General features: G+C 60.1%; 16 protein-coding genes. 4 read left to right on the top strand and 12 right to left on the bottom strand.

Features of this window, described 5'->3' with window-relative positions; translation table 11 throughout:
- Nucleotides 1–66 precede the first annotated feature (66 nt).
- From KHN93_RS03290 to KHN93_RS21520, 9 genes are all read right to left on the bottom strand, one after another.
- Nucleotides 67–2,514, bottom strand: a complete 2,448-nt coding sequence (locus KHN93_RS03290; RefSeq protein ID WP_211921993.1) for a TonB-dependent receptor plug domain-containing protein — start codon at nucleotides 2,512–2,514, stop codon at nucleotides 67–69.
- Nucleotides 2,515–3,196: 682 nt separating this feature from the next.
- Nucleotides 3,197–3,520 carry a DUF4880 domain-containing protein gene (locus KHN93_RS03285; protein ID WP_211921991.1) on the bottom strand — a complete coding sequence of 108 codons (324 nt, stop codon included), beginning with the start codon at nucleotides 3,518–3,520 and terminating at the stop codon, nucleotides 3,197–3,199.
- Between the two features lie 93 nt (nucleotides 3,521–3,613).
- On the bottom strand, nucleotides 3,614–4,186 hold the full coding sequence (locus KHN93_RS03280; RefSeq protein WP_244812198.1) for an RNA polymerase sigma factor: 573 nt from the start codon (nucleotides 4,184–4,186) through the stop codon (nucleotides 3,614–3,616).
- Between the two features lie 459 nt (nucleotides 4,187–4,645).
- Nucleotides 4,646–5,059, bottom strand: coding sequence for a hypothetical protein (locus KHN93_RS03275; protein WP_104644928.1), 414 nt, complete (start codon nucleotides 5,057–5,059; stop codon nucleotides 4,646–4,648).
- A 166-nt stretch (nucleotides 5,060–5,225) separates the two neighbouring features.
- Nucleotides 5,226–5,711, bottom strand: a complete 486-nt coding sequence (locus tag KHN93_RS03270) for a hypothetical protein (RefSeq protein WP_244812197.1) — start codon at nucleotides 5,709–5,711, stop codon at nucleotides 5,226–5,228.
- Nucleotides 5,712–5,770: 59 nt separating this feature from the next.
- Nucleotides 5,771–6,925, bottom strand: coding sequence for an XVIPCD domain-containing protein (locus KHN93_RS03265; protein WP_244812196.1), 1,155 nt, complete (start codon nucleotides 6,923–6,925; stop codon nucleotides 5,771–5,773).
- A 34-nt stretch (nucleotides 6,926–6,959) separates the two neighbouring features.
- Nucleotides 6,960–7,559 (bottom strand): hypothetical protein, encoded by a 600-nt coding sequence (locus KHN93_RS03260; protein WP_221235732.1) that lies wholly within the window; start codon nucleotides 7,557–7,559, stop codon nucleotides 6,960–6,962.
- A 146-nt stretch (nucleotides 7,560–7,705) separates the two neighbouring features.
- A complete protein-coding gene (locus tag KHN93_RS03255) occupies nucleotides 7,706–8,122 on the bottom strand; it encodes a SymE family type I addiction module toxin (protein ID WP_211921988.1) in 417 nt (138 codons plus the stop codon).
- Entirely contained in the window at nucleotides 8,119–8,388 is a 270-nt protein-coding gene (locus KHN93_RS21520) for a hypothetical protein (RefSeq protein ID WP_244812195.1), read from the bottom strand. Before KHN93_RS21520 ends, KHN93_RS03255 begins: the two co-directional genes overlap by 4 nt.
- Before the next feature lie 387 nt (nucleotides 8,389–8,775).
- On the opposite strand from KHN93_RS21520, the gene KHN93_RS03245 reads away from it, so the two are divergent.
- From KHN93_RS03245 to KHN93_RS03235, 3 genes are all read left to right on the top strand, one after another.
- Entirely contained in the window at nucleotides 8,776–9,492 is a 717-nt protein-coding gene (locus tag KHN93_RS03245) for a hypothetical protein (RefSeq protein ID WP_244812194.1), read from the top strand.
- Nucleotides 9,493–9,761: 269 nt separating this feature from the next.
- On the top strand, nucleotides 9,762–10,067 hold the full coding sequence (locus tag KHN93_RS03240) for a hypothetical protein (protein ID WP_029218856.1): 306 nt from the start codon (nucleotides 9,762–9,764) through the stop codon (nucleotides 10,065–10,067).
- A gap of 21 nt (nucleotides 10,068–10,088) precedes the next feature.
- A complete protein-coding gene (locus KHN93_RS03235) occupies nucleotides 10,089–10,961 on the top strand; it encodes a hypothetical protein (RefSeq protein ID WP_211921982.1) in 873 nt (290 codons plus the stop codon).
- A 505-nt stretch (nucleotides 10,962–11,466) separates the two neighbouring features.
- Here KHN93_RS03235 and KHN93_RS03230 read toward each other — a convergent pair.
- The 3 genes from KHN93_RS03230 to KHN93_RS03220 form a co-directional block, all read right to left on the bottom strand.
- Nucleotides 11,467–11,721, bottom strand: coding sequence for a hypothetical protein (locus KHN93_RS03230; protein WP_211921980.1), 255 nt, complete (start codon nucleotides 11,719–11,721; stop codon nucleotides 11,467–11,469).
- Nucleotides 11,722–11,814: 93 nt separating this feature from the next.
- Nucleotides 11,815–12,027, bottom strand: coding sequence for a hypothetical protein (locus KHN93_RS03225; RefSeq protein ID WP_211921978.1), 213 nt, complete (start codon nucleotides 12,025–12,027; stop codon nucleotides 11,815–11,817).
- Between the two features lie 9 nt (nucleotides 12,028–12,036).
- On the bottom strand, nucleotides 12,037–12,675 hold the full coding sequence (locus tag KHN93_RS03220) for a hypothetical protein (protein WP_211921976.1): 639 nt from the start codon (nucleotides 12,673–12,675) through the stop codon (nucleotides 12,037–12,039).
- 147 nt (nucleotides 12,676–12,822) lie between these two features.
- On the opposite strand from KHN93_RS03220, the gene KHN93_RS21515 reads away from it, so the two are divergent.
- Complete coding sequence (locus tag KHN93_RS21515) at nucleotides 12,823–13,170, top strand: transposase (RefSeq protein WP_244812240.1); 348 nt, start codon at nucleotides 12,823–12,825, stop codon at nucleotides 13,168–13,170.
- Nucleotides 13,171–13,411 lie beyond the last annotated feature (241 nt).

The raw sequence follows: 13,411 nt of genomic DNA, 5'->3' as shown, positions 1-13,411 counted from the left end.
CACACTCCTCTCAGCAACGCTCAAGGACCATCGCTAGTACATCGGCTGCAGCAGGCAGCCCACGCATCACCAGTGCTTGGACACCGACACGCTCACGAAGCGACCAATCGCCGAATAGTTGGTTGAGTCGTACGGCGCCACGTACAGCGGCGAGGTCACCCGATACAACGGCGGATCGCGATCGAAGGCGTTGTCCACCGACGCGCCGAATTCCAGCCCCGCCCACGCATCGCGGCGTGCGCCGGTGGCGTAGCGCAACGCCATATCGAATGTGGTGAACGATGCCGACTCCACCCCGTCGGCGCGGTTGCGCACCCCGCCGCGGTAGTTACCGAACAGCGAGGCAGTGAGCCCGCCCTGCTTCCATACCGCGCCCACGCGGCTACTCAGCTTGGGCGGGTTGAACAGCGTGCCGGACAGATCGAACGTCGGTTGCGCGGGCAACGTCTGCTGCGTGCTGTCCAGCCAGCTCGCCGAGCCACGCAAGGTCAGCGTGCCGCGCGCCAACGCCACCTGGTAGCTACCGCTCAGGTCCAGACCCTCGATGTCCTGCTGCGCCACGTTGGCGTACTGCGTGTAGATGATTGCCGCCACCCGGCTAGGGTCGTAGGCGACGCCGGCAAAGTTGGAGAACCGGCTGGCGAGCGCGATCACATCGGCCTGCGCCTGCGGCGTCGGCGTGCGGTCCACGAAGGGCGCGTAGATCGGATTGCGCAACGCCTGGCTGGCATTGGCGATCGGCTGCAACACGCGGTTGCTGTAGTCCACCCCGAACCAGGTCAGCTCCGCCTCCAGGCCATCCAGCGCCTCGGGGTGCCAGGCCAGCGAGACCGAGCGGGTGATGGCGCGCTCCGGCTGCAGATCCTGGTTGCCGCCATCGGCCACCAGCACCGTCGTCCCGGCGGGAAAGCCCACCCCGCCGAACGCGCCCGGCTGGAACAGCCACGCCTCCTGCGCGTAGTTGCGCTCGAACAGCGTGGGCGCCTTGAACGACTTGCCCCATGAGGCCTTGAGCGTCACATCGCTGCCAGGCGCATACAGCACACCGAACTTGGGCGTCGTCACCCCGCCGAAGCTGCTGTAGTCCTCCCCGCGCACCGCCGCTGTCAGCGTCAGTCGCTGCACACCGGGCAGGCCCTGTGCCGGGCCCACCACCGGCAGGTGCAGCTCAGCATAGGCAAAGCGCGCGCTTTCGCTGCCGTCGATCGTCTCCACGCCACTGACGTGGTTAACGTTACGGAACGTGTTGCTGCGATACCCCACCCCGGTGGCCAGGCGCGCATCGCCTGCCGGCAGCGCGAATAGCGGCCCTTCGGCACCCAGCTCGTAACTGCGGCTGTCGTTGCAGTAGCACAGGTCGGTCACGCTCATCGCACCGCTGGCCAGCGCCGTTTCCTGGCGGTATTGATCGTGCTTGCTGTTGCCGTCGGTGGCGCCCAATGTCAGCGTCCAGTCGTTGGGCAACCACACCGCAAGGCTCGGTGACAGCAGCAGGCTGGTGGTGGTCGGAGTGACCCGGCTATTGCGGCCACTGACGGCGTAAAAGTGCAGTTGGTCGCGTTCAGTGCGTAACGCATCCAGGCGCAATTCGGCATTGTCGCCCAGCGCCTGGTAGGCACTCAGCAGCCCGCTGCGCAGGTCGCTGCCCGGATACAGCGTGGACGGGTCGGTGAGTTGAGTGGTGTAACTACGCTGACGGCTATAGATGGGGTCTGCGGACACGTCCTGATAGGTCGCGATCACTCCACCACTGCGCCAGGTGGTGCCGGCCGTAACGCTGTATTGCCGCGAGGTGAGCCCGCCTTGCGTGGCCCGCCCGAAGCGCGTGCCAACGCTCACCCCATCGTAGTCGCGCTTGAGGATCACATTACCGACGCCACCCACCGCGTCCGACCCATAGATTGCCGACGCACCGTCGGCCACGATCTCCAGCCGCTCCACTGCCTCCACCGGGATCGCGCCGAGGTCCACCGCCTGGGTGAATCCACCATAGGCCAGCCGGCGCCCATTGAGCAGGGTAAGCGTGGCATCGGCGCCCAGCCCGCGCAGGTTGAGGCTCGCACCACCGGTCATGTTCTGGTTCGCATTGCCGGCCCCGGCCAGATTGCCGCTCAGCACGCCCGGGTTCTGCCCGCCGGAGAAGTTCTGCGGCACGCTGCGGATCACCTCGCCCAGATCGCTGAAATCCTCTTCCTGGATACGCGCCGCGCTGATCGAAATCACCGGCGATGGAACTGCACCGCCCTTGATGCGCGTGCCGGTGACTTCGATGGACTCCAACTCGGTCGCGGCGGTTTGCGCCGGCACGGCCGCCGCAATCGCAGCCTCCGGCGAGCCGGGCCTGGGCGGCTCGCCTGCGTTCGGTGCCACGGCTGGCGGCGTTTTCTGCGCCGCTGCAGGAGGTTGCGTCGCCCCCTGCGCTGTCGCTGCGCGTGCCCCCACTGCACCTGCCGCCCCGCTCGCCACGGCTAGCAGGGCGATGGAAATGGCGTTGCGTAACGTGCGTGTCTTCATGCTGCGTCCTTTGGCTTGCCTGGGTTGGCCCGCCGACGGCGCACTCCGGGGCGACCCGGCGCGCATCGCCAGCTGAGCAAGATCGGTCCTGCACCCGACTGCTGAAACGCGGGCACCGCAACGCGGCGAGCAGCGACCAGTATCACTAACTGTTTGATTTTCGAGCAATCATTGCGCACGCAAAATGGCTCCGGTACCCATCCGGGCCCGACACGTCATCGCTGTGTATGCGATTGCCCTTTCCCCACTACCCGCTACGCGTCCGCTACGCCCGCATCGCCATCACCAGAGCATGCCGGCTGTGGCTACGTGCACAGGCGCATCACCGCGCTGCGCATCCGCTGCCACCGCTGGGGTTTGCACGCGTTGCACAGCCGTGCGTTCCTGCGCCGCAAGGTTGTGCAGCGACAGCAGCGAGACCACCGCCAAGGCCAGTCTGCTGCGTGCATGATCAAAACCGACACCGCTCCCCGATACTGCCCGTCGTGCTTGCATGTGCATCCTTCGCGTCCTGGGCGCGGCACCATCGCCATTGCGTCCCCCGACAACAAGTGATGTTGCGCAAGCGCAATGCCCTACCAGCAACGTGTGCAATATGCAGGCAGCGCTGCAACAGAGCGCACATTCAACGGTTTCCGCAACACGCAGTGCGGTTTGCTGAGTGCCGAGTGTTGAGTGCGCGCTACTGCATCGGCAGGTGATGCACCGCATAGCCGATCGCGGCAACCAGCATCGCTGCCAGCAACAGCCAGGGCCAGCGACGACGCCGGGCAGAGGCCGGCGTCAGCAGTTCCAGATCGCGTGCAGTGGCGGCCTGCAACTCCGGATCATCCAACACTGCCGACGCGTGTTCGTCCACGTCGAGCAACTGCTGGTAGGCCGCACGGTGGCGCGGATCGGCAGCCAGCCACGCCTCGCGCGCAGCGCGCTCGGCAGCAGTCTCGCTGCCGCGTCGAACGAGATAGGCGGCCGCCTGCGCGTGGATGCGCCCGGACTCTGCACGCATGGCTGGTGACTCCCGACGGGCCGTCTGCTGCGGCCTCGCGCACGATGCTACCAGCATCTTCCGGCGGCGCCAGCCAGCCGCCTTGCAGCCCGGTTACGGCGGCAATTCCCCCACTGCCGCGCGACATGCCAGCAACGCACGGCTGATGTGCTTCTCCACCATCTTGGTGGAAATCCCCATCTTCGCGGCGATCTGCGGATAGGTGAGCCCGTCGAACCGGCTGAGCTTGAACGCAAGCCGGCACTTTGGCGGCAGCTCGAGCAGGGTGCGCTTGAGCAACACATCGAGCGTCTGGCGTGCATCGGCAATCTCGTCCACGCCGGCCTCGTCGGCGCTGATCGGCGCAACCTGATCCAGCGACACGTGCTGCGCCGCCAGCCGCCGCTGACGCGAGCGCCGCTGCTCGATCACCAGGTTGTGCGCGATGCGGTACATCAGCAGCCGGCGGTCGCCGATGTTGGGCGCATCGCGGTACACCATCATCCGCGAGAAGGTCTCCTGCGCCAGATCTGCAGCGGTCTCGGCATCGCGCGTACGGCGGCGCAGGTACACCAACAACTCGGCATGCAGTGCGGCCAGTGCCTGGTCGAACTCGGCGCGGAGACGGTCCCTCTCGGCGAGCGACGGCTGCCCGCGCGCCATGGGCGGCCCGTCACGCGAGCTCATCGTGGTCGCCGCGCCTTCGGCCAAGTGCCGCTGCCCACCAACTTCCCCACGCATCTTGCGACACGACGCACCAGCGCAACGCGCGCGCGAGGGTCATGCAAGTGGATCTGAACATGAGCAGTGCAGCCGAAAGATGGAGAGTGGGTGGTGGGCGCCGCACCCCGAACCGCAGCCCCACCTCTTCCTCTATGACGGCAAGCGATGCTAACCCCCTACGTCTTGCGCGTTAGTCAGCCTCGGTCGAGATCACCACGCACTCCACCCCTGGTCGCAAGCGCGTCCTGCCCGCGGCATCGCACGGTTACAACGATTTTCCCCTCGCACTCCATGCGACAGCAAAGCGGAATGCTGCAGCAGTTGCGAACAATGGATACGCGGCTTGCTGCGAAGCGTGCACCAGGCCAATGCATGTGCTCACCTGACGGCTGGCGCGTGCGTGCATGCAACGTCGACCACTACTCAGCTTCTGTGTGCCGCCTTTTGAAACTCGACGGGCCCATGAGCGCCCGGATACTTCTTCTTGATCAAGATGCGATCGGACGGCGTGACACAGCTGTCCTGCAGCGAACCGGGCACATGTGCCTCATCAACGAAGAACTCTTCGTAAGGCAAGGGCAGCACGGACGTCTCCTTGCCGCGATCGAATTTCAGCAACAGCCTGTCATCACGCTCGAAGCACAGCCGCTTCCACGCGAAATCGGTCAGCCCGCCGGCTTCGACCACAGCCGAATCCTTGCCGGCCAGCAGCGCCACAACATGCATGGAAAACCGCTCCTCGGAAATCGGCGGCTCGATCTTGGCGCATCCCGCAAAGGTGGCAACTACAAGTGCAGCCGATGCGGAAAAGTAACAAGGGAAGATAGCAAATCGCATATGACGCGGCTCCTTCCAGCGGTAGAGCGATGGTCTACCAGAAGTGGCCAGCCTCCGCATCATTGCAAAGGTGGCAACTCCCTATTCCACTAAACGCTAGCCCTACCCACATAACGGACGCACGAATGCAGGGTGCTGTGGAGCCGTTGAGGTTCTGATCAGGCAATTACAGGAGATTTGAGTAGTCGCCGATCTGATTGCATATCTGTGACGGCGGGTTACCCACCTTGACGACTCTCCGTAGCCCCTTCTCATATTTCTCTTTCGGTGCAACCACACGGTAGACGAGATAGAACCCTTGCCGAGTTTCCCAAAGACCAAACGTCGACATCTCTGAAAATCGGAAAATTTCTCCATTAGATTGAATAACGTCAAAGCTACATTCGGCGTATGCACCGAAGCCACAGCTGGCATCCAGGTAGCGCAGCCCGCCTCGCCCATCCAGATCAAAGTGATAAGAGCGGCCGTTCTCGTCTTCGAAAATCTGCGGTGTCACTCGCAGCGCCTGAGTTGTGTTTGCGCTCTCCCAGTCCAAGACCTCCGCACACAGCGATGAGCCGGACGGCTTGTCCACACCAATCTGAGCGAATATCCAGGTGCAACCCGTTGTAGCGAGGAACCAGAACACGACATTAGTCAGTGAATTTTTCACGGGCACCTCTCAGCCTCCGTCGCATTCAGTGACAGCCAATACCGACGACATGGAATGTCTCAGCGCGCTATTGATGGTCCTGTCTGAGTAACAGCTTGCTGCGACTGCTCCAGCGCCTGCTGCTGTTCGCGCGCCTGGGCCTGAGTCTGGTTGATTGCCTGCAGGCGATCGAACGACTGCTTCTCTGGTGCCTGCACGGCGTCCACCGTCGGCATGTGCGCGCGCTGGTGTGCCGGGTCGTTGAGGGCGCCCTGGACGACAAAGACCTTCTCGCCGCCGGCCAGCTGACCTGTTGGATTGTTGAGCACAACATGATCCACCCGCGACAACCCTTCCTCTTTTGCCAGCGCAAGCAGGCTGGCAGTCATGCGCTGGCTTGCCCCGTCCCACTCTTTGCCGTGCTGGGCGTCGAGCTGCATCACACCACTTTTGATCTGCTGATACAGCGTGTGGTCCGCATGGCCTGGCTGTGAGGGCAACAACGGGGTCTTCGGTGGTGTCAAGGGTGATTCAGGGCCAAGTCCACCCTGCTTCACATCAGAAGAAGCGATATCACTAACGGCTCCGGGCTCCGGCCGCCCTTGTTTAAGCTTCCAGGGGACAATGTGTTTGTCGTAGTAATCGCCATAATATTGCTCGTATGTCTTACTTGGCCCAACCGAAGGTTGTTCCGTCTTGAATATCTGGGCGATCTGATTCAACGCCGCATTGCGAGTGATGCGGCCTGCCATTTGTTGATCGGCAATTGCTTCGTACTGCTGCGGCCTATTTCCGCTACCAGCAATACCAATATCTGGCCCTTGATTATTAAAAATCTCACGCCGAACCAGTGCGTTACTGAGCGTTGCTGCAGCTTCGCCGCGGAGCATGTTACTCACATAAGCTTGTTTGGACGAATAATCAGGAGGCTCGGCGAACCGATGATGACCAATCTCATGCGAGAGCGATGCGGCGAGTCGCCCGCCCTTGCCGATCGCATTCCGGTCAATCACGATCTCCTTGTCAGGCACTATGTAAGTGCCCCCGCCTGCATTACCCCACACAACGCCTATGCCATCACGCTTGAGCTGAGATAAGCCTGCTTGTAGCGTAGGTGACTGAGCAAGAAACGGAGTAAGTGCGGGGTCTTTCAGCGGTGAGGTGGGCGGTGCGCCGGCAGATGATGCACCCACCTGCTTAGGTTGCGGAATTTTTGATTCTTCATTGCCTTCCATCGCATTTCCTTTGCTTGAGCAACTAAGCCTTTAGTCACATTTTATTGATCGAGATATAACTTAGGTGCGCCTGGTCTTCAGTCAGACCAAAAGTGACTTTTGTACGGTCAACCGTCATCACCCAATATGCTCTCGAATCGGGTGCATCCGGACGTGGTGGATAGGGCATAGCATCTGCCCAGGGGGCATGCACAAAGGTTGGACCAGGTGGAGAAAAATCGATCAGCAACTTTCCACGCGATGGATCATCTGTTGCATTACTGAATTCAACGCGCTGCAATTTCTCACCTGCCAGTACACCACTCTCGCTGACACGCAACTCTCTTTCCTCGTCTAACTGGGGTGGTCCGAGTTGAGTGTGAAGTTGAGCACTGATGGCAGCGCTATCTTGGAAGTCAGTTGCGATCAAACGATCTACGTCTTGCTTGAGGCGTTCCGTCACGTCTTTGCTCCTGGTTTCAACGGAGGGCTTTGCAGCCGCTACGGCTGATTGATTGCGTGGAGTGCTGGGGGCACATCCCGCATGAAAGGTGCATAGTGCCAGCAGTGCAATTGGTAACAACGTTACCTGAGGGAAGGCATTACGTCCTTGGTTAACTTGCCGGCCATGGGATTTCCCAAGGTGAAGGGCCATCTCTCTGATCCTGCGCTAAGAGTGTCGCTGAAATTTAACACGTCAATGACCTCAAATCAGGCGGCGGCAGCAATTACTCCACGTAGTTCTGCGTTCGCAAGATCGGCTAGCGGCGGACGGATCCAGCTGAATGCGGCGGGCGGCGCTCACCGACGCGCCCTAAGCTGCTTTGCAGGCACCTCCACCGGCGGCAACACCTCCATCAGCAGCTGCCCTTCGCTCGCGGTGATGCGCAGCTTGGTGCCGATGGCAAAGCCCAGTTGTTCCAGCCATAGGCCGCTGAGGCGGACGTGGGGCACGTGCTGGTCGCCGGCGTGGTTGTGGGCACCGGGGTAATGGGTGTAGCTGACAGTGCATTGGCGCGGGCGGCGGGCGCGGCGGGGTGCACGTAGCGTGCCGGGGCCTTGCGGGGAGGCGTCCGGGTCGGGCGGCAGCATCGGTGGCAGCTTGGTGCGGTCGGGTTCCACAACAACCCACTGCACCCGCTTGGGTGGCGCGGGGCGCGTACGCGTGCGGGTGGGCCGTGCGCTAGCAGATGCCGTGGGTGGGCGGCGGCGTGTCATGGCGCCTCCGGGTGGTGGTCGGTGATGGATGCGGCAACGCGCTGCTGCAACGCCACGGCCCTGCGTGCGAATCGGCGGCGCGAGGTGTGCGGTAATACAACGAGCTGGCGACTCAGCGGATGCGCGAGATGCTCGCTCGCCTGCTCAACAACTGCGCGTGCGGCCAGCCGGCGCAGCACCTCGCCCACATCACACCGCAGGTAGTGAGCGGAAGCTGGCGACAGATCAACCGGCACAGATGCCGGCCTGGATGGTGCGGTAGACATGGCAACGCCCTCCTGGAACAACCCAAGAACCGCCGCCAACGGCGACGGGATGTCGGGAGGTTCGAAACCGCACAGAGCCGGCGGGCATATTCCCCTTGCGGGTGTTGTATTAGCCGCCCTCCCGACGCAGGCATCGCATCGGCTTGTACCTGCAGGATGCAGGCACAAAAAACCCACCGGTTTGACGGAGGTGGGTACCGCTCTGTGAGGAGTTTCGACGCTCCTTGGGCCTAGATTGCGAGTGCAGCGTGTGCGTGTCAATAGCAACTGAGGAGGATGTTTGACGCGTCTGTGTAGCGTGCTGGCGCACCACCGGCAGCTGAGGAATACTGACGATCACAGCCATTCGTTGGCTGCGCGATCCCCGAGGGAAGCCAGGTGAGTTCAATGGATGAAGTAGCAACGGAACACAGCGCCGACATTGATGGAGAAGCGATCAAGCTCACAGACCCGAGCTTTCCATCGCTCTCTTCAGCAATGGCCCATTACGCACAGGTGACCGAGCAGAGCCGCGCCGGCCCAGTCGAGCGCTGGAGCTTGGCGATTGGCCTGATCGGTGCCGGCATCGGAATCTTGTCCGGTGCTCTGTTGGACGGCAAAACTGGCAGCTGTTTAGCTGTCTTCGGACTTGTGACTGAGCTGACAGGCTTCCTGATTTCGGCAGCGCTAACCGTCAAGCGCGAATGGCCGGGGTTCCGTCGCCCCTATGCGGATCACGCAGAGCTGATGGAGCGGGAGTTCCATCAGTATCAATCGATCGTTGCGTCGCTTCGAAGATTTCCGCTGGAACAACGCCGCCGGCGCGAGGCATTCATGCGTGACCGTCGCACCAACATGCACGACCGCCTGGGCCTGTTCACCGGTGGCATGGAGAAGCTTGGCTTCATGCCTGTCCTGCTTGCCCTCTATTTGCAGTTGAAAGACTGGCGTTTTGGCGACTGGACGGTACTGAGCAAGATCACCCTAATCCAGGGCGTGCTGGCCTTCACGCTACTGTTTGCCTTTGCGATGTCATGGCACCTCATTCGCCTACGTATACGCGTGCAGTCTTACGAGCAATTGTTGGCTGAGGCTAATCGTCAAGACAGCGCCCCCAACAAGTAGATGACCGGCAAGCGCTGCAGCTCGAGCCGTGGCGTAGTAATGAGCCCAAACTGCCATGGAGACATTGCATATCTACTGGCTTATTGTTAACACCCAAGCGTGGCTGTGAGCGAGTTTTAATATCCTGACTTCTAGCTTGCCGAGGTAGCAGGTGCTAACGTACCTCGTCAGATCCCATGCTGGGCATGAACGTGGATATGAAAAGTAGACTGATGTTTGCTACGGGGCTACTCGCACTCTCAACCTTGGCTGCTTGTGCAGGAGGAAACATGCGCTCTGATTACAAGAAGAATGATGTTCAGCCGGTCAAGATCGAAAAATCAGGCGATTCACTTCAAATCACGTACCACATGCCTGCAGAAAGCCTGTTTTATTCTCCTGGTATTGATTTCGTAAATGAGGGCGGCGTATTGCGTATCGCCATCCGCAGATGCGGCATCAAAGAGAAGTGTGATGCCATGGCGAAGGCTGCCTTGCCACCCGCTGAGCCTTGGACACCGAAGGTCACCGTACCGTACGGGGGCGAAAAGGTCGTACTGGTCTACGCAGACACCGAAGAGACGTTGACTCCATAATTCCAGTCAAGGAGCGATGCAATGGGCACCGAACCGGCTAATGAGCGCGTTGTGCTTGGAATACACAGCAATGGTGGACAGGGCGACCTGACTGACGGCCATGCCTGGATTACGGTCAAACGAGGCGATTCGCCTACGGAATACTATGGATTGTGGCCCGACAACCATCCGATGGTGAAGGATAACGGGGCTGGCACCGACATCCGTTCCGGAATGGAAAAGGGACAGCGTTCTGATGCCGACCGCTACTACGAACTCTCACCGGCTCAAGCCAAAGCCCTCGATCAAGCGCTTCGCGAGAATGTCACCTGGGAACTAAATAACAACTGTTCCTCGTGGGCCAGCGAAACGGTGTGCCGCGTCACCGGAAAGCAGGTCGATGCGGGAACATGGTTACCAACCGTGGAAACACCGAATGCGTTGATCGACACCATTCGCGAGCTGGAGTCTCGGCATCCTACGTCCCCGTCCACGCCTGAAGCGAATGAGCCTGCGCGCGAGGGACGATCAAGTAACTCACTTGGGCAAAATGACTCATCGCAAGAACGTAGCAACCCTCGGACCAAGACAATGACTGATCCAGAGCATGCTGGAAATCGTCTTTTCGCTGGACTACGAGAAGGGTTGCCTCAGCACATCTCCGATGAACGGGTCGCCTTCGCTGCTCAGCGTGCGCACGAAGCCGGAATAAATGACATGTCCAAGGTGGGACGGGTCATTGAGCGGGAAGGCGACGTGTTCGTCGTAGGAACGACTCCTGGATTCCGCGCATCGGTACTTGCGGGCGAGCAACCTCCCACCCTCGAACATTCCAGTACAGTGCTAGCCCAACATGCTGCCGCACAGCCTTCAATGGAACCCAATGCTCAGGCCGTTAGTCCCCGAATGGTTTAGCGAATTTCTAGAACCAACCAGGTGCGTGCACGCTTGGACGACGGCCCGGCGGCGGGTCCCTGGTCCGATTATCCAGCCAATCTTGGCCAGCGTGTGCACTCTGCACTGACGCCCCATACCTGTTGACTTGCTTGGCAATGGACCGATTGAGCGATTCAACGCCTACTGCGCCTTGGTCGATGAACCCCTGTCGGACGAATTGCTCGCCAGCATCCGCCTTCATCTACAGCAGCAGCGAGCTCTGGACCAGGCAGCCTTCCGCACGACTGTCGTTGCCAAAACCCGCCCATTTGCGGGCGTCAGGCCCGCTCATCGGCCACGCAAACCGAACACCGCCGACTGATAAGTTAACCTGCCCCTGTTATTTCCTATTTATTTCTTGACCCCAATTGCAGCGACACCAAAGGTAAGGACTACCAGCGCAACGCCAGCTAAGATCATCAAGGACGCAGCAGCAGAAAATTTGATAATCCTCCCCTTTTTCCTAAAGTTGCTCTCGAAGTACTTAAAATAGCGCATCCCCGATAGGATCAACCAAAATAAGGACATTGAAAGCAAGAAAATAGCCATCACAGCCTGAACAGATGGTGCTACAGCCAACGAAACAAAGGGCTGAAGCACAGCACCTATTTTCATTGCCCATAACTTTCGCACTTGCTGCGGCCATCACGGCCGTAGTTACAAGATTTCGTCCCAACTCAAGCGTCGCTTCTACAAAACTACCTTGTTTTACAAGCTGATCATCTTTTTGCAATTTCAACAGAAACCCTGCTCATCGCCACCTCCATCACTTTAAGCTAGCGCCCCATAATAATTAAAGGACTGGACATATGGACGCCATCAATCAAGTAAGTCAACCTGACCCCGTTACTCCATTGGCGTCATCGTTGTAGACCTTTCCAGGCCCTGACATCAGGCCGTGCTCGATGGGCGCAAACCGGAAGCTGGTTTGTTCCTTCGCGTGCGTGACTGTGTAGTACATGTGCCCTGCCGCTGATGTTCCACCGTCAAGAAGCGGTGTCCCCGGCGCGGCAACGTAGAAAGTGACAGCGTATTTATCGTCCATGAGGTGTTCCTACTTTGATTTGTGCCGGTAAGCGACGAGCAACTCGGATTTGATCGATGCCAACTGCGGCGGATGGCCAAGCAGCCTGATGCTCAGCTGATACCTGCCAGGCTGAATTCCTTGCGCCCATGCGAAGGCAAGCTGCGTGTAGCGACGCTCTGGATATTCCAGACCCGCAGATTGAAGGGATGAGCCATCCACATCGTCCAGCCACACGCCTGGAACACGCCCGTCTGCACTCACAGCGATGGTCCGAGCGGGGACGCCTGCCTGCGATTCAACACGCACCAATGGCATGTTGATTGCGCCGCTTGGTTCAAGCCGTTTCAGAACAAGCTCAGCCTGCAGGCCGGATCTGCGGAGCGCTTGAGCAGCTTCAAGTGACTTCAGAGCATCCTCGTCACCGACGCGGATACCCAGGAAAAGTGTGCCAGTCGCGCTCTTGCCGGGAGGCTGCACGTTGAATTCGACCACCATCGGACTGGTCATCGCCGCCAACTGCAGCGGTCGTACGATGGGGACCTGCCCATCAGCCGCAACGCGCGTTGGCACGTCCTGCGTTTGGGTTGTCTGTGCCTGGCAACCTGTCAGCAGCGAGATGCCTGAGCAAACCAGAACGCATAGCAGTAGTTGCCAGTATCGTTGCATGTGTATCCCTTCACTTTAAACAAGACTAGCAAGCCGCGCGTCTATGGCTCTGCTTATTTATACACCGCTAACAGCGGTCAGGTTTACTTCCTACGCGAATTTCAGGCTGCGGACTTATGTTTCAGGGTGTCCTCGCTATCAGCACCAATGCCTTGCTGCGCCCCTTGCCAGGTGGCCAGACTCCCGCGTATCGACGTTCCCAGTATCCCGCAGCACATCGTGCAGCGCGGGAACGACCGCTTGCCGTGTTTTCTGGATGATGGCGACCGATTGCGCTACCTGCACCTGCTGCATGAGGCACTGCACGCCACGGACTGCCAGCTGCATGCCTATGTGTTGATGAACAACCATGTGCACTTGCTTGCAACGCCACCTGCAATAGGACGGATGGTGCAGCTGATGCAGCGGACTGGGCGTAACTACGTGGCGCTATCAATGGCCGCCACGGCCGCACCGGTACGCTATGGGAAAGGTGCTACAAAGCTTGTCTCGTAGACAGTGCTGACTACGTTCTTCGCTGCTATCGCTACATTGAGCTCAATCCGGTGCGTGCTCGCCTGACCGATAACCCGGCAGCGTATCGTTGGTCCAGCTGCCCAGCCAACCTAGGCCAGCGCAAACACTCCCGCACTGACACCACGTCCCTGTTGGCTTGCGCTTGGCAGCGACCCGATCGAGCGATCCAACGCCTACCGTGCCCTGCTCGATGAAGCCCTCTCCGACGACCTGATCGCCA

Origin of the sequence: Xanthomonas arboricola pv. juglandis (genome assembly GCF_905367715.1) — a bacterium.
Lineage (GTDB): Bacteria > Pseudomonadota > Gammaproteobacteria > Xanthomonadales > Xanthomonadaceae > Xanthomonas > Xanthomonas arboricola.
Note: the sequence above shows the minus strand (reverse complement) of the source record. Positions and strands in the feature narration are given on the sequence as shown.